The sequence below is a fragment of the Achromobacter sp. Root170 genome, from assembly GCF_001428165.1.
Classification (GTDB): Bacteria; Pseudomonadota; Gammaproteobacteria; order Burkholderiales; family Burkholderiaceae_B; genus Achromobacter; species Achromobacter mucicolens.
In genome coordinates this window covers 64334-82665 of sequence record NZ_LMHN01000017.1, presented here as the reverse complement: position 1 = coordinate 82665, position 18332 = coordinate 64334, and the positions used below count along the sequence as shown (strand labels likewise).

Sequence of the window (18332 nt, the reverse complement as noted above, 5' to 3'; positions counted from 1 at the left end):
AGTATAAGCCTACTTATTGTCGTTATGCAACTATCTTTGCGTTTGAATGGGCGCGCTCATGCATCACCCGACGCTGCGGTCGAAAAACGTGAAGTCCTTCAGCCGATACAGGCGCGCCGGCCGCTGCGCGCCGCCGACCTGTTCGTCGGTGGCCTCCAGCGCGCCCCACGCTTCCATCTTGCGGCGGAAATTGGACTTCTCGAGCCGGGTCTGCAGGATCGCCTCGTAGGTGTGCTGCAGCTGAGTCAGCGTGAAGCGCTCGGGCAACAGGAAGAACGGCAGCGTGGAATAGGTGGACTTGCTGCGCAGGCGGTCCACGGCCGCCCGGACGATGGCGGCGTGGTCGAACGCCAGCGGCGGCAGCGCGTCCACGCTGACAAAGCGGAACTCGGCGCGCGTGGCGGCGGCCAGTTCGGCGGCGGGCACCAGGGCCACGTAGGCCACCGACAGCGACCATTGCCGGGGGTCGCGATCCATGCCCGAAAACACCTGCAGCTGCTCAAGGTAGCGCGGCTCGAAACCGGTCTTTTCCCGCAACACGCGCCGGATGCTGTCTTCGGTGGACGCGTCCTCGTCGGCGTGCACCACGCCGCCGGGCAGCGCCATCGCGCCCTGGAAGGGCTCGCGGTCGCGCTGGTGCAGCGCGACTTCCAGGCCGGATTCGCGCAGGGTGAGGAGGACGGCGTCGACAGTGACGAGCGGCTGGGGAAATTCCAAGACGAGGGTTCCAAGATTGGGGTTTTGGGCAAGATGCCACTATGACGGATCCAGGTCAATCCGGCCCCGATCCGCCTGCGCAGGTTTCAAACGCGCGCGCCACTAGAACAACTTCGAATTTTGGCAAAAATTGACGGCGGATAACGACAATTAACGCATTGTTCTACACTATGCCCCGAGGAACACCGCCGGGTTGATGCTTGGCGCCGTGTTCCTTTTGCTTTTTTTCTTCAACTGCAACACAGGAGTTTTCCGGATGAAAAAGACGCTGCTCGCCGCGGCAATGCTGGCCTCTTTCGCAGGCGTTGCCCAGGCAGAACCGTCAGTCACCCTCTACGGTGTCATCGACACCGGCCTCGGCTACAACAAGATCAAGGGCGATGGCTACAGTGGTTCCAAAGTCGGCATGATCAACGGCATCCAGGCCGGCTCCCGCTGGGGCCTGCGCGGATCCGAAGATCTGGGCGACGGCTTGCGCGCCGTCTTCAAGCTGGAAAGCGGCTTTGACTCCGCCAACGGCAGCCGCGGCCAGTCGGGCCGCCTGTTCGGCCGCCAGGCCACCATCGGCCTGGCCAACGACGCGTGGGGCTCGCTCGAATTCGGCCGCCAGGCCACGGTCGGCTCGAACTACCTGGCCGACATCGATCCCTTCTACACCAGCTACACCCAGTCCAACCTGGGCCTGGGGTTCAGCGCGGCCAACACCATGCGCTGGGACAACATGGTCATGTACCGCACCCCGTCGGTGAACGGCTTTGAATTCGCCGTGGGCTACTCGTTCAGCGTGGACGACACCACGACGGACCAGACCGGCTTCAAGACCGCGGACAACACGCGCGGCATCACCACCGGCCTGCGCTACGTGCAAGGTCCGCTGAACGTGACGCTGACGTATGACCAACTGAACGGCGCCAACCGCGGCTCCATCGACAACGGCGCCACGCCGCGCCAGTACGCCATCGGCGCGTCGTACGACCTGGAAGTCGTCAAGCTGGCCGCCGCTTACGGCCGCACCACCGACGGCTGGTTCGTCGGCCAGGACTTGCCGGCCGGCACGCCGTTCAGCGATGAGTTCGGCATCAACCGCTTCGTGGACGGTTTCAAGGCCAATTCCTACATGCTGGGCGCAACGTTCCCCGTCAGCGCAGCCGGCAGCCTGTTCACTTCTTGGCAGCACGTGGCCCCGTCCAACGACAAGCTGACGGGCGGCGACGCCAACATGAACGTCTACAGCGTGGGCTACACCTACGACCTGTCCAAGCGCACCAATCTGTACGCCTACGGTTCGTACGGCACGGATTACGCGTTCATCGACGGCGTCAAGAGCACCGCCGCCGGCGTGGGCATCCGCCACCAGTTCTAAGCGTGTGCCGGGCCGGTCCGCTTGCGCGGCGCCGGCCCACCCCGCCGCCCGGGCCGCTACCGCGCCCGGGCGCGCTCCAGCATCTGGACGATCTCTGTCTGCCCGCGCTGGCGGGCGTGCTGCAACGGCGTGCGGCCGTCCTTGTCCGGCAGATTCACGTCCGCGCCCCCCTCTATCAGCAGCCCCACGATGGCCTGATGACGCGGTCCGCCATCGCTCAGAATGATGGCTTCCAGCAGCCCGGTCCAACCCAACCGGTTGACATGGTTCGGATCCACCCCGGCCTGAAGCAGACGCTTGACGACCTCGACATGGCCCCGCTCGCAAGCAGGTATCAGCGCCGTGCCGCCGTAGCGGTTGGTGCTTTTCAGATCCGCGCCGTGCGTCAGCGTCAGTTCCAGGATCTCGCGATACCCCTGCGCGCCCGCCAATAGATAGGCGCTGTCCTGCATGCCGTTCTTGGCGTTCACGTCCGCGCCGGCCTGGATCAGCGCCGCCGCGGCCGCTTCGTGGTTGCCCTGCGTGGCGCGCAGGAGCGGCGTGTTGCCCTGCCCGTCCCGCGCCTCGAGCGGCGCGCCTGCGGCCAGCAATTGGCGCACCCGCGCCGTGTCGCCCTTGCCGGACGCCTCCAGCAGTTGCGCGCCCCGGTCGTCCGCCGCCGCACCGAAGCCGATTGCACTGAGCGTCAGCGCGAAGCAGATGCGCCAGAAGTTGATGTAAGCCATTGCCGGCAGCCTCCCTGGTTTTTCCGGTATCGCGCCACGGTCCTGCGCCGGGCGCGCTGCCATTATCTCCCTGCTGCGCACCGTGCAAGCTATGCTCGGTCAGATTCATGGTGACGTGCAATGCGCAGGAAACACGCGTCCGGCATGATCGGCCTCCCTCACTGATCGCAGCCTCCCACGAACTGTCATGCCTTCTCGTTCCCCTTCCGAGTTCTCGCCCGTATTCCGTCCGCAAACGCGCCTTGCCCGCGCGCTGGCCCTGGCGTTGCTGCCGCTGGCCCTGGCCGCCTGCAATGGCGGCGGCGACGATGACGATGACGCCGTCCAGCCGCCTGTCGCCGAAACCCCGGCGCCGCCGCAGACGCCCGCCCCGGAACCGCAACCTGAGACGCCCCCGCGCAATACGGCCTACCTGCAGACCAAGCCGGGCGACGTGATCCAGGTCCGCATCGAGGAACTGCACCCCACGCAGGCCGCGATCGGCTATGACCAGATCTATTACAAGCTGGGCCGCTGGCAGGGCGACTTCGACCGCGCCACCTGGGCGGCCGATCCGGTGCTGCAACTGGATTACCTGAACCGCACGGTCGGCAAGAAGTTCGACGATTACTGCGAAGACGTGGGTGGCGCCGAGCGCGCGCAGAAGTTCCAGAGCATCGCCGAGGCCCGCGCCGCCCGCCTGGACCAGCCCGACACGTTCGCCTGCCTGGACGCGCCGGGCACCCACACCGCCAACCTGAAGACGGTGGTGGTGGGCTGGGACGGCAATCTGTACCTGACCGACGGCCACCACACGTTCTCGTCCCTGCGCGAGATCTTTGACGGCGGCCCCAAGCTGCCGGTGTGGGTGAAGGTCGACGCCAACTACAGCGACCTGACGACCGCAGCCGCCTTCTGGCAACGCCTGGTGGACGAGCGCCGCGCGTGGCTGCGCGACGGGCAGAATCAGCCCATCACCGTCGACCAGCTGCCCACGCGCCTGGGGCTGTCCCATGCGCAGGAACCCGGCGGCATGCAGGAAGACCGCTATCGCTCGCTGGTGTACTTCACCCGCGACATCGCCTACAGCAACGGCAACCTGCCCGAGTTTGCGGAATTCCTATGGGGCGACTGGCTGCGCCGGCAGGCCGCGGCGGGCCAGCTGCCCGGGTTGGATCAGTACAAGATGCAGGCGCCGGCCACGCCCGCCGAGATCCTGGCGGTCAGCACGCTGAACAAGGACATCCTGCCGACCGGCGCCAGCGACAGCTACGCCGCCGCCGTGCGCGATGCCTCGTTGAAGATGAGCGCGTTGAACGACACGGATATCGTGTTCGAGGACCGCGATGCCGCCAGCCTGGGCCGCATCGTGCTGGCGCCCAACGCGGCCAGCGGCTCGCCCACCAAGACCGCGCGCGACACCTTGGAAGAACTGCCGCGCAACGACGTCAAGACGTCAGACGGCACGCCGCGCGGCGCGGGCAAGCTGTGGTTCGCGGTGAATTACCGCACCTGCGGCAAGCCGGCGGCGGGCACCTGCTGGGGATGGTGATGTGAAAAAGGCCCGCGCAAGCGGGCCTTTTCGCATTGGGCCGTCAGGACCTCAGAGCACTTCCTTCGTATTTTCGGCCTTGGCTAGCTGCTGCATTGCCAGGGACACCTTCTGGGCGACTTCCAGGCGTTCGGCGGCCGACATGGCGTCGTACTCTTCCTTGGAAATGCCCAGGCTTGCCAAGGCCGCGTAGAACATCTTGTCCTCGATCGACATCGCGGCGTAGTCCATGAACTCCTGCTCGGCCTGCGACGGCGCGGATTGCGCGGCGCCCGAGACGCCACGGCCCATGGCCGAACGGTTGCGCTCGGTGGCGTCGGCGAACGCCGCGCGAAAGCCCTCGCCGGCAGTGGCGTTGGCGTTACGGGCGGACGCGGGTTGGCCGGCGCCGGCATTGATACCCAGGAAATTCACGCTGCTCATGGAGGCTCCAAAGGGAATGGCGGTCAGGCTGCCAACATACTCCCCGCCCGCGCCGCCGGAAGGCCCGGTCAGGCGCCCGATCGGCCCGCTTCTCGCGGGATTGCCGCGCGACCATTTTCAGCGTCCTTCGAGTATCTTGTGCCTCTTGCAAACCTTTCAGAGACCCCTCTCATGAGCATCGACCCCTCCGCCGCCAGCCAGCCTGCTGCCGCCGCACCCACCGCGGACGCGTTCCTGCAGTTCCTGGTCAACCTGGTCAACAACGGCAGCCAGATCGAGAGCATTGGCGTGACCTTGCAGATGGGCGGCATGCTGGTGTCCGGCTCGATCGTCTCGGGCGCCGAGTACTTCGACACCTTCGCCGCCAGCTTTTCGGGCTCGCTGGCGTCGATGGACGATGACACGCGCCAGACCGTGCACGCTTCGCTGGCCGAGCTGGGCGATGTGTTCCGCCTGCCGCAGCCCGTTGACCCGCTGCCCAACTACATCCACCTGGCCGACGCGCTGTTCTTCACCGCTGACGGCACGCCCATTGCTGGACAGCCGACCCTGTGGCGCGGCCGCACCAGCGCCGTGGACGGATTCATCCTGGGCCGCATGCAGTCCGACGCGTCGGCCTGATCCGCATGATGCAAACCGTACCGCCACCGATCGAGGGCCAGGACATCGACCGCAAGGCGATGCTGGCCCTGATCGAGGCTGCCCCGGGCGTCCCGCTGACATTCGTGGATTGCGACTTCCAGGAGGCGGACTTTTCGCGCCTGGATCTGCGCGGCTTTCAATTCAGCGGCTGCGCGATCGCCGGCGCCTCGTTCCAAGGTGCAGACCTGACCGACACGCAATGGCTGCGCTGCCGCGGCGGATCGGCCAATTTCGCATCGGCCGACGCCAGCGAGGCCTTGTTCCAGAACTGCGACCTGAACAACGCCAACTGGCGCCGTGCGCGGCTGGCCAGCGCGCGCTTGCGGGCATGCAAGCTGACGGGCTCGGATTTCGATGGCATTGCGTGCCTGGGGTGGTCGCTCGAGGAATGCCTGCTGGTCGGCGCCCTGCTGCGCGGCGTGTCGTTTCGCAAGTGCAACCTGCTCCAGCTCGATTTCTCGGACGCGGATCTGTCGGGCAGCGATTTCCGCGAGACGGTCTTTCACGGCGGCAGCCTGCGCAACGCCACCCTGAAAAACGTTCACTTCGAAGGCGCGGACCTGCGCGAGGCGGATCTGGGCGGTCTGGACCTGACGGCCGCCGCCCGGCTGGCGGGCGCCACCATCTCCAAGACCCAGGCGGCGGCGCTGCTGGCTGAACTGCGCATCAGCGTGGTGTGACGCCTTTCCGATGCACCGCGTCTGCGCGGGCGCAGGCCGGCGTTGCGGCGCTTTGATTCAGCCGGGACGCCGGAAGCGCGCCCGCGCCGCCTCGATCTGCGCGTGGCAGACGCAGCCGCTCATGTGCTCGTTCACCATCCCGACGGCCTGCATGAAGGCGTGGATGGTGGTTGGCCCGACAAATGTCCAGCCGCGCCGCTTCAACGCGCGCGAGAGTTCGATCGACGCCTTGGATGTGGGATTGTTGTCCCAGTAGTGCCGGTCCACGGCCGCCGGACGCGTCTGCGGCTCGTGCGACCATAGCCAGCCGGCGAGCGACCCGGTTTCATCGGCCAGTTCGCGCGCGCGCTGCGCGTTGTTGATGGCCGACACGATCTTGGCGCGGTTGCGCACGATGGCGGCATTGCCCATCAGGCGCTCCACGTCGCGCTCGGTATAGCGCGCCACGCGTTCCATGTCGAAATCGTCGAACGCCTCGCGAAACGCCTCGCGCTTGCGCAGGATGGTGATCCACGCCATGCCGGCCTGAAAGCCTTCCAGGCAGATCTTTTCGAACAGGCGCCTGTCGTCGGTGACGGGCCGGCCCCATTCATGGTCGTGATAGTCCGGCATGGACGGCTGCCAGAAGCAACGCGGCAGGCCGTACTCGTCGACGATCAGGCCAGGATCGGGGCTGCCGGCATCGGTGTTGCCGGCATCGGGGTTGCCGGCGTCCGGGCTGCCGGCGTCTGGGCTAGCGGTGTCCGGGCTGCCGGGGTCCGGCTTGCGCTGATCCCCGCCAGTCTGCCTGGCGGCGCTCATGGCTTGCGGGGCACCGGGCAGCTGGTGTCGCCTTCCTCGCACGCGAGGTACGCGCGCAATTCCTTGGTGCGGGCCTGCGTGAGCTTGTCCAGGCACTGGCTCAGCACCATCGGATACGCGCTGCCGCCCGTAACGCCTGCTGACGAAAACGCGCATTCGGCATCGCGAAAGAACAGCCACGCCTTCTGCGCGGCCTGCAATTGCGTCAAGGCAGCCTTGCTGTCTTTCAGACGCTCGGTCACTTCCTTGTACGCGGCATTCAAGTCGGCGTCGGACTTGCGATAAGCCTGGTCCGCGCACAGGTTCATGTCGGTCTGGGTCGAGGCCTGGTCACACTTGAGCACTTGGGCCTGCGCCCCCGCTGCAAGCAGGAGCGCTGCGGCGGCAAACACGATACGCATGGGAGTTCCTCCTGAATTCGGTGGGTGGTGGGTTTGGGTGATTGCCGTTGGGTCGGCAAATGCTTGGGGGAAAGTGTCGCACGGATGCCGGCCCGGCGCAGCGCGTCCGCTCGTCGCCTAAGATAGGGCCCATGAAGATCCAATTGCTTTCCGATTTGCATCTTGAAACCGATCCCACCTTCGTGGCACAACCTGCGGCCGGGGCCGACCTGCTGGTGCTGGCCGGCGACATCGGTTCGTATCGCCAGGGCTCACGGCTGGAGCGGGACGATTTCGGCCTGGGCGACTATTCGCCCCGCCAAGGCTGGCCCACGCCTGTTCTTTTCGTGCCGGGCAACCACGAATACGACAACGTGGATTTCGACGAGACGCATGAGCGCCTGCGCGACCTGTGCGAGACCCTGGGCATCCAATGGCTGGAACGGGAGACCACGGTGATCGGCGGCGTTCGGTTCGTGGGCACGACGCTGTGGACGGACTTCGACGCGCTTGCCGCGCCGGACGACGCGCTGGGGGAAGTCCTGAAAAAACGCGCCAAGGCTTTCCGGGCCGCGGACTTCTATCTGGAAAAGGCCGAAATGCGCCGCCACGGCGCACCCTTCATGGCCGAACAGATGCGCGAGCAGGGCCTGGCCTGCCAACAATGGCTGGACGCCGCGTTGCGCGTGCCCTTCGACGGCACGACGGTAGCGATCACGCACTTTGCACCCACGCTAGCCAGCGCCGATCCGCGCTACGGGGTCACGCCGGGGACAGCGGGATTCTGCAACGCGCTGGACGGGTTGCTGCCGCTGGCTGACGTGTGGATACACGGACATCTGCACTGTCCGCAGGACTACGTGAAGGACGGCTGCCGGGTGATTGCGAATCCGCTGGGGTATGCAAAGAAGGGGGAACAGGAGGGCTTCGCGCCGGGGAAGTTGTGGGAAGTGCCGGCCGATCACCGCCCGTGATCGGCAATATTGCAGGGCTCACTTGGCGACGTGAAGCGGGCGAAATACGGGTACCTTGTTTGGGCGCTGAACCGTGCTTGCGCATCGATGCACACATCGACGCGACTGAACTTGCCTGTAATCTCCAAGCCTCGGCGATTGACGAATGGCGCGCTTACATCAATCCATGAATCCGGCGACGCGAACATCGCGGTCGAAAATCTGACTGACTCGCCGGGATCAAAGGCTTCTCGTCTCAGACGGTGATTGTCATTGAAGTAAACCACCACCGGCTCTAAGGCGTCTTGCGCGTAGTGAACGACTACAGGAGGCGTCAGAAGTCCCCAAAGGATAAGACTCGCGCATAGCGTTGCCAATAGAGCACACAGGGCGGCACATAGCTTCAGAAGAACGCGCCCCGGGTAACCGGCGCTAATCGCCGTCATCTACCCGGACTACCGTTGTCGTTCGGTTCGTGCTCCGTAGGCTCGCAGGGTTCGCTTGGCTCGCTGAACCGCGAAAAAAAGCCATGTCGAATGGCGGTTCGTTGCACCTTCGCATCCGGACCCACGTACACATCCACTCGGCTGAACGGGCCGTCTACTTCCACATAATCTCCGCTTTCCGCTGGCAAGCTGACCGAGGTCCAGTAGTCGGAAGCGTGATGCCAATCGGTGTAATACATCGCCGACTCACCGGGGTGTAGCGTTCTTCTAGCGAGGTATACGTCGGTATCGTAGACATAGCCTATCGGGGAACCTCCCGCAGCCGAATAGTGAATAACCACGACCGGTCGGCAGAAATACCAAAACAGCGTCAGCGCGCAAAGCAATCCTGCCACCGTGGCGCAGCCGATCCGGATAGGCCCGGTTTTCATCGCGGGCCACGACAATCATGCAGTTTCTTGGCCCAATCCCTACCTTTCCCCCAGGGTACGGGCACTGCCGCAACACGCTCCAGCAAAATGCCGACCGTCAACGCACATGGCTTTACTTGCTCGTACAGATCCGTGCCAAGCTTGATCGAAATGTGATCGGGAACGTCATCGGCGCTGGCAGGCCATGAACCGTTTTCCGGGTGATGTTGCTGCGGATCACCTCTTCTGAAGTCATCTAGCGCCTGCGCGATACCAGCGCCATTGATCAATTCCGCCGCGCTGAAACCAACAGCCGCACCCACATAGCCATAGTGAATGTTGGACCAAATGTCGTAGAAGTAATCATGATTCTTGTACTTGTGCCAGCGCGGGTGAATTTCGCCGAGGAACCGCTCTCGCAATACCGGCTTGTGGTCCCACGGCCGCCCGGGCGCGACCCTTTCTGTCCATAACCCATATGCAGCCGCCTTTCGCGCTGCGGCGGCTGCCTCGAAGTCGGGTGGCGCCCCCAGACGCAGGTACCACGGCCACTGCTGCCACTGCGCACGGCGGGCTTGAGGATCCTCGCTGTTCGCCGCGAGAATCGCCCTACCCTCGATGGAAAATGGATTGGTCTTCATTTCACGGACCATGTATTCAGCCAGCGGCACTGCCGTGTCGGTGTGATTGCATATGGCTGGCCGCAGTGATTGCGCGTACTGCTGGAATCGCCCAGTCGCGCCAGCTGAGACGCCCTTCGACAAACCGATTCCGTAGCCAACATCGCGGAAGATCCCGCCCGGCCCGGGATCCACCCGCGCGAATCCTTGGCTCGCCATCAACGCAGCACCGCAGGCGGTCTTCATCCCCTCCAGGGCAACCAGGCTGTCACCGACGGCGAAGCTAGGTGCGCCCTCGATGATTGGAAATGCGCCATTGCATTTCGGGCAGTCCACGTTATGACCGAGACCGGCCGCCGCTCGGCCGTCGATGGAGTAGGACGAAAATCCCTCCAACACCGTGCCGCCATGGGTTGTCTTGTCGCCTACACGAATGATCGGGCGCCCTGTCATCATGGCTCCTGGCAATTGCTGATGCACCGGAGTTTGAGCGCCGAAGAAAGCGGCTTGAATCAGAGAAACACGAAAATGGCCCGACGCATTGGCCTCCCCTCATGCAAAGCAAAAAGCCCACCGCTTTCGCAAGTGAGCTTTTGCACGTAGACCACTACGGAGATCGATAGCGTCCGATCAGGGCATTGAATTCTTTCTGCCCTTCACACCTTGCACGCCTCAAGGCGCCGGATTCGGATGCCGCGCGTGGATCTGGTTGATCGCGTCCAGCACGTCTGCCGGCAAGGTCACATCGACGCTGTCGATGTTTTCCTTGAGCTGTTCCAGCGACGTCGCGCCGATCAGGTTGCTGGTGACGAAGGGGCGCTGGTTGACCCACGCGAGCGCCAGGTGCGTCGGCGAGATGCCGTGTGCGCGGGCCAGTTCCACGTATTCTCGCGTGGCGGCTTCGGCCTGGGGGTTGCTGTAGCGGGTGAAGCGCGAGAAGACCGTCAGGCGGGCGCCGGCCGGCTTGGCGCCGTCCAGGTACTTGCCGCACAGCATGCCCATCGCCAGCGGCGAATACGCGAGCAGGCCCACGCCTTCGTGGTGGGTGAATTCCGACAGGCCGATCTCAAACACGCGGTTCAGCAGGCTGTAGGCGTTCTGGATCGAGGCGATGCGCGGCAGGTTCTGGTTTTCGGCGTGGCGCAGGAACTGGCTGACGCCCCACGGCGTTTCGTTGGAAACGCCCACGTGACGCACCTTGCCGGCGCGCACGAAGTCCTGCAGCACGGACAGGGTTTCCTCGATCGGCACGGTGTGCTCGTCTTCGACCCACGGGTAGTTCAGCTGGCCGAACGTGGCCGTGGTGCGGTCGGGCCAGTGGAGCTGATACAGGTCCAGGTAGTCCGTCTGCAGCCGCTTCAGGCTGGCGTCCAGCGCCGCGGTCAGGTTCTTGCGGTCCAGGAAGGTTTTGCCGTCGCGGATGTGGCCGGGACGCTTGGGGTCGCGCACGGGGCCGGCGACCTTGCTGGCCAGCACGATGTCGTTGCGGCGGCCCGTCTTGGCCAGCCACGTGCCGATGTAGGTTTCGGTCAGGCCCTGCGTTTCGGGCTTGGGCGGCACCGGGTACATTTCGGCCACGTCGACCAGGTTGACGCCGCGCTCCAGCGCGTAGTCCAGTTGTTCGTGCGCCTGCGCTTCAGTGTTCTGCTCGCCCCAGGTCATGGTGCCCAGCCCGATCAGGCTGACGTCCAGGTCGGTACGGCCGAGTTTGCGGTATTTCAAGTTCTGCTCCGTGCGGGGTCTTCAAGTTGGGAAGCGACACCTTACTCCAAGATGTTGGCATTTCGCTGACGGGCGAGGCGTCAGGGCCACGCCCGATTGCCGCCGCCGCGCAATCGGCTTACGCTGATGCGCACATCCAAACCGGGGGAAGACGGCATGCTGCGGGAAGTTGACGAAGTCATCATCTTTTTCGTCGTGCTCATCATTTTCCTGGCCGTCATCGAGCTTGCCTACCGGCTCGGCCGCCGGCTGCGCAAGCCGGCCGACGAGGCCGCCAAGACACACATCACCGCGCTGCAGACCGCGCTGCTGGGCCTCCTGGCCTTGCTGCTGGGGTTTACGTTCGCCATGTCGGTCACGCGTTTCGAGACGCGCAAGAACCTGGTGCTGGAAGAGGCCAACGCCATCGGCAACGCCTATTGGCGATCGCAGCTCATTCCCGCCGAACACCGGCCTGCGGTGGCCAAGATGCTGCATGAATACGCCTCGGCGTCGCTGGACTACCACCTGGCCGATCAGGATTCGCCGCGCTTTGCCGCCGCCAACGCCACCGCGCGCCGCATCGAACGCCAGATCCGGGCGGCGGTCGCGGCCCGGGCAGAGAACCCGCCGACCATCTCCACCATCATGTTCATCCAGGCCATCAACGAGATGGCGCAGATCAACGAGAAGCGGCGCGTTGCGCTGGAAAACCACGTGCCGGAGCCGGTGTATTACCTGCTCTTCATCGTGGCCGCCGGTTCGATGGCCTACATCGCCTACGGCACTGGACTGCATGGACGGCGGCGGCCCGTGTCGACCGGCATGTTCGCCGCGCTGATCGCGCTGGTGCTGACCTTCATCCTGGACATCGACCAGCCGAGCGGCGGCTTGATCGAGGTGGGCCAGGAAAGCATGGAACGCATGCGGGACACGCTGGCCGATGAAATGCGGCAGCAGCCCTAGCCGCGTTCAGGGCCGGCAGATGAACGCCTTGTTTCCTCAATCAAAGAAGGGGCGCAGAAACTGCGCCGTGACGCCGGCGTTGCCGCGGCTGACGGCCTGCGGCGTGCCGGCCGCCACGATCGCGCCGCCCGCCTCGCCGGCGCCGGGTCCGACGTCCAGCATCCAGTCGCTGCCCGCCACCACGCGCAGGTCGTGTTCCACCACGACCACGGTGTTGCCGGCGTCGACCAGGCCGTGCAATTGCGTCATCAGTTTGTCCACATCCGCCGCGTGCAGGCCCGTGGTGGGCTCGTCCAGGACGTACAGCGTGTTGCCGCGCTGGCTGCGCTGCAGCTCGGTCGCCAGCTTGATGCGCTGCGCCTCGCCGCCGGACAGTTCCGTGGCGGGCTGGCCCAGGCGCAGATAGCCCAGTCCGATTTCAGAGAGCAGCGTCAGGGGACGCGACACGACGGCCTCGTCCTTGAAGAACGCGCGCGCCTCGTCCACGGTCATGTCCAGCACCTGCGCGATGTTGCGGCCATTCCATTCGACTTCGAGCGTCTTGGCGTTGTAGCGGCTGCCGTGGCACGTGGGGCACGGCGCATACACGCTGGGCATGAACAGCAATTCGACGTGGACGAAGCCTTCGCCCTCGCAGGTCTCGCAGCGCCCTTGCGCGACGTTGAAGGAAAAGCGGCCGGCGCCGTAACGCCGCGACCGGGCGGCCTTGGTGCCGGCAAACAGCTTGCGCACGTGGTCAAAGAGGCCGGTATACGTGGCGAGGTTGGACCGCGGCGTGCGGCCGATGGGCTTCTGGTCCACATTGACCAGCCGCTTGATGGCTTGCGCGCCGGCATGGATGCGGCCCGTCGTGCGCGGCAGGTTGCCGGGCTGCGGCAGGTCGCTGTCGGATTCCTCGGCGGGCAGCTCCTGGCCCAGAAGTTCACCCACCAGTTCGACCAGCGCCTGGCTGACCAGGCTGGATTTGCCCGACCCGGACACGCCCGTGACCGCCGTGAACGCGCCTAGCGGAAAGCGCGCGTCCACGCCATGCAGGTTGTTGCGATGGATGCCGCGCAGCTCAAGCCACCCGCTGGGCTCGCGCGGCGTGCGCCGGCTGGCGGGCCGAACATCGAACAGGTATTTGGCCGTGACCGATTCCTTGACCTTGCGCAGGCCGTCTGGCGGACCGCTGTACAGCACCTGTCCGCCATGCTGGCCCGCGCCGGGCCCCACGTCCACCAGCCAATCGGCGCGGCGCAGCGTGTCCAGGTCGTGCTCCACGACGAAGAGCGTGTTGCCGCCCGCCTTGAGCTGGTCCAGCGCGCGGTGCAGCGCCTGGCCGTCCGCGGGGTGCAGGCCCGCCGAGGGCTCGTCCAGCACGTACACCACGCCAAAGAGGTTGGAGCGGATCTGCGTGGCCAGCCGCAAGCGCTGCAATTCGCCGGGCGACAGCGTCGGCGTGGACCGGTCCATCGCCAGATAGCCCAGGCCCAGCGCCTGCAGCGTGCCAATGCGCTCGACCAGGTCGTGCGCGATGCGCTGCGCGGCAATGCGTTTCTCGGGCGATGCGTCCGGCGTGCGGCGCACGTCGCTGCTGCCCGCATGCGACAGCCCGCCCGCCGCCACGCGCCGCGCGTTGGCGCGCACCCCGGCGGCCTTGCTGCGGGTCGAGCCGGCCTTCCCGGCCGCGTCGTCGAAGCGGCCTTCGGCGGCGGGCGTCAGGATCTCGGCGATGCGGGCGAGCGGCAGTTGCGACAGGCTGCCGATGTCCAGACCCGCAAAGGTGACGGACAACGCCTCGCGTTTCAGACGCCGGCCGCCGCATTCCGGGCAGGGCGCGCCGGTCATGAAGCGGGCCACGCGCTTTTTCATCATGGCGCTTTGCGTGGTGGCAAACGTGTGCATGACGTACCGGCGCGCGCCGGTGTAGGTACCCATGTAGCTGGGCTCGGCCTTGCGGCGCAGCGCGGCGCGCGTCTCGGCGGGCGTGAAGCCGGCGTAGACGGGCACGGTTGGCTGCTCGTCGGTGTACAGGATCCAGTCGCGATCCTTCTTGGGCAGGTCGCGCCACGGCTTGTCCACGTCGTAGCCCAGCGTCACCAGGATGTCGCGCAGGTTCTGGCCATGCCAGGCGGGCGGCCACGAGGCAATGGCCCGCTCGCGAATGGACAGCGACGGGTCCGGCACCATGGACGCCTCGGTCACGTCGTACACATAGCCCAGGCCGTGGCAGTGCGGGCAGGCGCCCTGCGGCGTGTTCGGCGAAAAGTCCTCGGCGTACAGCATGGGCTGGCGCGCGGGATACGTGCCGGCACGCGAGTACAGCATGCGCAGCATGCTCGACAGGGTCGTCACGCTGCCCACCGTCGAGCGCACGTTGGGCGTGCCGCGCTGCTGCTGCAATGCCACCGCGGGCGGCAGGCCGTCGATGGCGTCGACGTCGGGCACGCCCACCTGATCGATCAGGCGGCGGGCGTATGGCGACAGCGATTCCAGGTAGCGGCGCTGCGCCTCGGCATACAGGGTGCCGAACGCGAGCGACGACTTGCCCGACCCGGACACGCCGGCGAACACGACGAGCGCATCGCGCGGGATGCTGACGTCGACGTTCTTCAGATTGTGTTCCCGCGCGCCTCGCACGCGGATGCAGGCATCGGGGCCCGGCTTCGAAGGTGTCTTGCGCTGGCTCATGGCCCAAATAGTAATAGACCGAAGGGCGATTGACGCCGGCATCGCGCTGCTTTAATTTCGCATCACGCGAATGGGCACGAGCGGCGCAACAGGCCGCCCTTGCCGGGCTACCGGCTCGTTCGGCGGGACCGCGCTGCTTCCGACTGCCGGGCAGGCTGCATCCCATGCGGCAGGACACGAGGACCCCATTTCCAAGGGCAAATCATGGTGATCCCGATAACCGTCCTGGTCGTGGGCGCGGGCCCGGCCGGCCTCTTGACCGCCGCCGAACTGCAGCGCCGCGGCGTCGACTGCCTGCTGATCGATGCGCACGAACGTCCGCTGGACTGGGACCGCGCCACCGTCGTACATCCGCGTTCCCTGGAAATCCTGGATACGCTGGGCATCGTCGATCCCCTGCTGGCCGCGGGCGTGAAACAGCGGCGCGCCCGCATTCATGCAAACGGCAGCGAGCTGGGCGTGATCGACCTGGAACTTGCTGGCAGCCGCTATCCCTTCAACATCGGCATCTCGGAAGAAGTCACCGAAACCGTGCTGGCCGACCATCTTGAGCGGCTGGGCGGCAAGGTCACGCGCGCCACGAAGCTGGTGGGATTGCAGGAACGGGAAGACGGCGTGCTGGCCACGGTGGAGCGCGGCGGCAAGCTGTCGCAGGTGCTGGCGCAATGGGTCGTCGGATGCGATGGACATCACAGCACCGTGCGGATGCTGACCGGCATCGCGCAGGACGGCCACGACATCAACCAGCCTTGGGCCGTGTTCGACGCCGCCATCCGAGACTGGCCTGAAGCCTTCGAGGCAAATTTCGCCTACCTGGACGAGATTCCCGTCATTCTGACCGCCCTGCCGGGCGAGCGCTGGCGCGTCTACCTGCGGCCCAGTTCGGCGGACTCGGACCTGGTCGAGGACGCGCTGTCGACGCTGCGGCGCTACCTGCCCGGCGCGCAATTTGACGACGTCTCGCACCCGGCGCGCTTCGAATGCCACACCAAGGTCGCGCGCGACTTCCGCTCGGGCCGCGTGCTGCTGGCGGGCGACGCCGCGCACACGTGCAGCCCGGCGCAGGGGCACGGCATGAACACCGGCCTGCAGGATGCCTTCAACCTGGGCTGGAAGCTGGCGCTGGTGTGCCAGGGGCATTGTTCGCCCGCGCTGCTGGACAGCTATCACGCGGAACGGCGGCCCGTGGCGGACATGGTGATGGCGTCGGGCGATGCGGCCGAGAGTGCGCAGATGACGCATGGCCAGCAGGCGCGGCGCGCACGCGACGGGGCTATCCGCGCCGCCTTCGGCAACCCCGAGGCGCGGCACCGCGAGGCCGTGTCGGAGGCCGAACTCGATATCGATTACGCCGGATCGCCGATCGTGATGGGAGACCGGCACGAGGCCATCTGGCCGGGACAGCGGCTGCCGGACCACATCGACGTGCGGTATTCCACTGGCGGATTGGGCAAGCTGCATGACTATGCCAAGCGGCGCGGACACACCGTTCTCCTGATTGGCGGCCCCGGCACGGCGCAGCAAGCGCTGTCGGACCTGCGCCGCGACCTGGAGGCGCTGTCGGACGGGCACATCATCGAGGTGGTGGTGGCCCTGACCGCCAGCCAGGCGGTCACGGAGGTGGACGCGTACCTGGACCCCGCCGCGGCGGCCCGGCTGGGCGTGGGCGACATGGTGCTGCTGGCGGTGCGGGCAGATGGGCACGTCGGCCTGCGCGCCGACGCGCGGCACGCCGAGACGTTGTCGGCGTACATCGACCGGCTGCGGGCCTGATGGGAAAGCCCATCGCGACCTAGGGAAATCCCCAGCAAAATTCTTGTCGATTCGGGTGTCGACCGTTCGTCGTAGTCATGCACCCACCCTCATTTCAAGGCGGACTACACCATGACTACCGGAACCGTACGACACCTTCGCGTCCTGCGCACCACCCCCGAACGCGTCTATCGCGCCTTCATCGAGCCCGATGCGATAGCCAAGTGGCTTCCGCCCTATGGCTACACCTGCTCGGTCCAGGAACTGGACGCGCGCGTGGGCGGCCGCCACAGGATGGCGTTCCACAACTTTGCCACCGGCCACGAAGAGCCGTTCGGCGGTGAGTACCTGGAGCTGGTTCCGGGCGAGAAGATCCGCTACACGGACCGCTTCAACGATCCCAACCTGCCGGGCGAGATGACCACCACCGTCACCCTGCGGCAAGTGTCGTGCGGAACGGAATTGGTCATCGTGCAGGAAGGCATACCCGAGGTCATCCCGACCGAGATGTGCTACCTGGGCTGGCAGGAGTCGCTGCTGCAACTGGCGCAGCTGGTCGAGTCCGATGCGCCCGACGGCCCCGTGCGCGACTGACGCCGCCGCAGCGGGCGGCGTCGACGCCGATACGTTTGTTCATGTTTTGACACCATCAGGTCGCGCGTAACGGTGCGACTGCCTACAAAATGTGGCGCGCCCCCGGAGGGCGTGGCGCGGGGCCGTAACATACGGCCCCGCGCGCATCCCACAAGAAGGAAGAATCGTGTCAAGAGTGCTTGCCCTGCTGCTTTGCGCCGCCCTGCCCGCCGCGGCAATGGCCGCCCCCGATACCGAGCCCTTGAAGCTCAACGCGGACAACAAGCTGTACTGCAACGCCCAGACCGACTGGTGCGTGGGCATCAAGACGGATGGCGCTTTCGGCGAAAACGGTCCCTTTGCCACCAGCAGGACCCTGCGTGCCGACTACCGGTTCTGGGATTCGCCCGAGATCCCGGACTTCAAGGATTTCACCGTGTGGCCGGAACTGATCCGGCTAAGCGAAGAACGGGCGCTGGTGGGCGTGGTCGGTCCGGCCGAGCCGGACTTCGAGGCGTCCACGCCGTTCTCGGGCGGCGGCTTCTCGCGCCGCGACCTGTATCTGTACGACGTCAACCTGGGCGAACAGACCGGCGCCAGCCTGGTGCTCGTCATGCCGTACACGGCCGACGCGTCGATCCGCGCGTGCTTCAACGAGGCCGACCCGCAAAAGCGGGCCGGCCAGTGCAGCGACATCTACGCGTTCAAGGCGTCGCTGAAGGCCGTGCCGGGCAAGGAACTGCCCGATCTTCAGGTCAAGACGCAGGCGACGCGCTCGCCGGCGGGCGCCAGCCGCTTTGAAGATTCCAGCACGCGCCCCGCGCTGACCCCGGCCCAGCTTGCTCCGCAGATCGACAGCCAGTGCAGCTACACCGTGACCTACGCGTGGCAACCGGGCACATCGTCCTACGAGCCGTCCAAGCCGCTGCCTGACTGCGCGGAATTCCTGTCCGCCGACCCGACCGCGAAAAAATAG

The 18332-nt window shown here is 66.0% G+C and carries 17 protein-coding genes; 9 read left to right on the top strand and 8 right to left on the bottom strand.

Annotation, left to right across the window (positions count from 1 at the left end):
* Positions 1-63: 63 nt before the first annotated feature.
* Complete coding sequence (locus ASD87_RS21110) at positions 64-717, bottom strand: NUDIX domain-containing protein (protein WP_056326188.1); 654 nt, start codon at positions 715-717, stop codon at positions 64-66.
* A gap of 256 nt (positions 718-973) precedes the next feature.
* Between ASD87_RS21110 and ASD87_RS21105 the strand changes: the two genes are divergently transcribed.
* Positions 974-2080, top strand: coding sequence for a porin (locus ASD87_RS21105; protein ID WP_056326970.1), 1107 nt, complete (start codon positions 974-976; stop codon positions 2078-2080).
* A gap of 56 nt (positions 2081-2136) precedes the next feature.
* On the opposite strand, the gene ASD87_RS21100 is transcribed toward ASD87_RS21105, so the two are convergent.
* Positions 2137-2805: an ankyrin repeat domain-containing protein gene (locus ASD87_RS21100; protein WP_081100942.1), complete on the bottom strand. Its 669-nt coding sequence runs from the start codon at positions 2803-2805 to the stop codon at positions 2137-2139.
* 187 nt (positions 2806-2992) lie between these two features.
* On the opposite strand from ASD87_RS21100, the gene ASD87_RS21095 reads away from it, so the two are divergent.
* Positions 2993-4336 carry a ParB/Srx family N-terminal domain-containing protein gene (locus ASD87_RS21095; RefSeq protein WP_056326185.1) on the top strand — a complete coding sequence of 448 codons (1344 nt, stop codon included), beginning with the start codon at positions 2993-2995 and terminating at the stop codon, positions 4334-4336.
* 51 nt (positions 4337-4387) lie between these two features.
* Here the strand turns inward: ASD87_RS21095 and ASD87_RS21090 are convergent, their stop codons facing one another.
* Positions 4388-4759, bottom strand: a complete 372-nt coding sequence (locus tag ASD87_RS21090) for a hypothetical protein (RefSeq protein WP_056326184.1) — start codon at positions 4757-4759, stop codon at positions 4388-4390.
* Positions 4760-4930: 171 nt separating this feature from the next.
* On the opposite strand from ASD87_RS21090, the gene gvpU reads away from it, so the two are divergent.
* Positions 4931-5380, top strand: a complete 450-nt coding sequence (gene gvpU / locus ASD87_RS27220) for a gas vesicle accessory protein GvpU (protein ID WP_180097963.1) — start codon at positions 4931-4933, stop codon at positions 5378-5380.
* Between the two features lie 8 nt (positions 5381-5388).
* Positions 5389-6081 carry a pentapeptide repeat-containing protein gene (locus tag ASD87_RS21080; protein WP_369818588.1) on the top strand — a complete coding sequence of 231 codons (693 nt, stop codon included), beginning with the start codon at positions 5389-5391 and terminating at the stop codon, positions 6079-6081.
* 57 nt (positions 6082-6138) lie between these two features.
* Here ASD87_RS21080 and ASD87_RS21075 read toward each other — a convergent pair whose 3' ends face one another.
* Together ASD87_RS21075 and ASD87_RS21070 are read right to left on the bottom strand one after the other, a co-directional pair.
* Positions 6139-6693 (bottom strand): DNA-3-methyladenine glycosylase I, encoded by a 555-nt coding sequence (locus ASD87_RS21075; RefSeq protein WP_235512792.1) that lies wholly within the window; start codon positions 6691-6693, stop codon positions 6139-6141.
* A 185-nt stretch (positions 6694-6878) separates the two neighbouring features.
* Entirely contained in the window at positions 6879-7283 is a 405-nt protein-coding gene (locus ASD87_RS21070) for a lysozyme inhibitor LprI family protein (protein ID WP_056326179.1), read from the bottom strand.
* Between the two features lie 131 nt (positions 7284-7414).
* On the opposite strand from ASD87_RS21070, the gene ASD87_RS21065 reads away from it, so the two are divergent.
* Positions 7415-8236 (top strand): metallophosphoesterase, encoded by an 822-nt coding sequence (locus ASD87_RS21065; protein ID WP_056326177.1) that lies wholly within the window; start codon positions 7415-7417, stop codon positions 8234-8236.
* 852 nt (positions 8237-9088) lie between these two features.
* Here ASD87_RS21065 and ASD87_RS21060 read toward each other — a convergent pair.
* Both ASD87_RS21060 and ASD87_RS21055 read right to left on the bottom strand, forming a co-directional pair.
* Positions 9089-10147 carry a polymorphic toxin type 44 domain-containing protein gene (locus tag ASD87_RS21060; protein WP_056326174.1) on the bottom strand — a complete coding sequence of 353 codons (1059 nt, stop codon included), beginning with the start codon at positions 10145-10147 and terminating at the stop codon, positions 9089-9091.
* 216 nt (positions 10148-10363) lie between these two features.
* A complete protein-coding gene (locus tag ASD87_RS21055; protein WP_056326171.1) occupies positions 10364-11413 on the bottom strand; it encodes an NADP(H)-dependent aldo-keto reductase in 1050 nt (349 codons plus the stop codon).
* 126 nt (positions 11414-11539) lie between these two features.
* Here ASD87_RS21055 and ASD87_RS21050 point away from each other — a divergent pair, with 126 nt between their 5' ends.
* The gene (locus ASD87_RS21050) at positions 11540-12358 is read left to right on the top strand and encodes a hypothetical protein (RefSeq protein ID WP_235512780.1); all 819 of its coding nucleotides are present in this window, start codon (positions 11540-11542) and stop codon (positions 12356-12358) included.
* Positions 12359-12394: 36 nt separating this feature from the next.
* On the opposite strand, the gene ASD87_RS21045 is transcribed toward ASD87_RS21050, so the two are convergent.
* Positions 12395-15031: an excinuclease ABC subunit UvrA gene (locus ASD87_RS21045; RefSeq protein WP_056326170.1), complete on the bottom strand. Its 2637-nt coding sequence runs from the start codon at positions 15029-15031 to the stop codon at positions 12395-12397.
* 204 nt (positions 15032-15235) lie between these two features.
* Between ASD87_RS21045 and ASD87_RS21040 the strand changes: the two genes are divergently transcribed.
* The 3 genes from ASD87_RS21040 (at position 15236) to ASD87_RS21030 (ending at position 18332) form a co-directional block, all read left to right on the top strand.
* Positions 15236-16804 carry an FAD-dependent monooxygenase gene (locus tag ASD87_RS21040; RefSeq protein WP_056326168.1) on the top strand — a complete coding sequence of 523 codons (1569 nt, stop codon included), beginning with the start codon at positions 15236-15238 and terminating at the stop codon, positions 16802-16804.
* 111 nt (positions 16805-16915) lie between these two features.
* Positions 16916-17377 (top strand): SRPBCC family protein, encoded by a 462-nt coding sequence (locus ASD87_RS21035; RefSeq protein WP_056326165.1) that lies wholly within the window; start codon positions 16916-16918, stop codon positions 17375-17377.
* 166 nt (positions 17378-17543) lie between these two features.
* A complete protein-coding gene (locus ASD87_RS21030; protein ID WP_056326162.1) occupies positions 17544-18332 on the top strand; it encodes a hypothetical protein in 789 nt (262 codons plus the stop codon).

What these genes read in the sequence shown, in the direction of transcription:
- ASD87_RS21105 (WP_056326970.1), top strand. Translation starts at nt 974, where the DNA reads ATGAAAAAGACGCTGCTCGCCGCGGCAATGCTGGCCTCTTTCGCAGGC.
- ASD87_RS21100 (WP_081100942.1), bottom strand. Translation starts at nt 2,805, where the DNA reads ATGGCTTACATCAACTTCTGGCGCATCTGCTTCGCGCTGACGCTCAGT.
- ASD87_RS21095 (WP_056326185.1), top strand. Translation starts at nt 2,993, where the DNA reads ATGCCTTCTCGTTCCCCTTCCGAGTTCTCGCCCGTATTCCGTCCGCAA.
- ASD87_RS21090 (WP_056326184.1), bottom strand. Translation starts at nt 4,759, where the DNA reads ATGAGCAGCGTGAATTTCCTGGGTATCAATGCCGGCGCCGGCCAACCC.
- gvpU (WP_180097963.1), top strand. Translation starts at nt 4,931, where the DNA reads ATGAGCATCGACCCCTCCGCCGCCAGCCAGCCTGCTGCCGCCGCACCC.
- ASD87_RS21080 (WP_369818588.1), top strand. Translation starts at nt 5,389, where the DNA reads ATGCAAACCGTACCGCCACCGATCGAGGGCCAGGACATCGACCGCAAG.
- ASD87_RS21075 (WP_235512792.1), bottom strand. Translation starts at nt 6,693, where the DNA reads ATGCCGGACTATCACGACCATGAATGGGGCCGGCCCGTCACCGACGAC.
- ASD87_RS21070 (WP_056326179.1), bottom strand. Translation starts at nt 7,283, where the DNA reads ATGCGTATCGTGTTTGCCGCCGCAGCGCTCCTGCTTGCAGCGGGGGCG.
- ASD87_RS21065 (WP_056326177.1), top strand. Translation starts at nt 7,415, where the DNA reads ATGAAGATCCAATTGCTTTCCGATTTGCATCTTGAAACCGATCCCACC.
- ASD87_RS21060 (WP_056326174.1), bottom strand. Translation starts at nt 10,147, where the DNA reads ATGATGACAGGGCGCCCGATCATTCGTGTAGGCGACAAGACAACCCAT.
- ASD87_RS21050 (WP_235512780.1), top strand. Translation starts at nt 11,540, where the DNA reads ATGCGCACATCCAAACCGGGGGAAGACGGCATGCTGCGGGAAGTTGAC.
- ASD87_RS21045 (WP_056326170.1), bottom strand. Translation starts at nt 15,031, where the DNA reads ATGAGCCAGCGCAAGACACCTTCGAAGCCGGGCCCCGATGCCTGCATC.
- ASD87_RS21040 (WP_056326168.1), top strand. Translation starts at nt 15,236, where the DNA reads ATGGTGATCCCGATAACCGTCCTGGTCGTGGGCGCGGGCCCGGCCGGC.
- ASD87_RS21035 (WP_056326165.1), top strand. Translation starts at nt 16,916, where the DNA reads ATGACTACCGGAACCGTACGACACCTTCGCGTCCTGCGCACCACCCCC.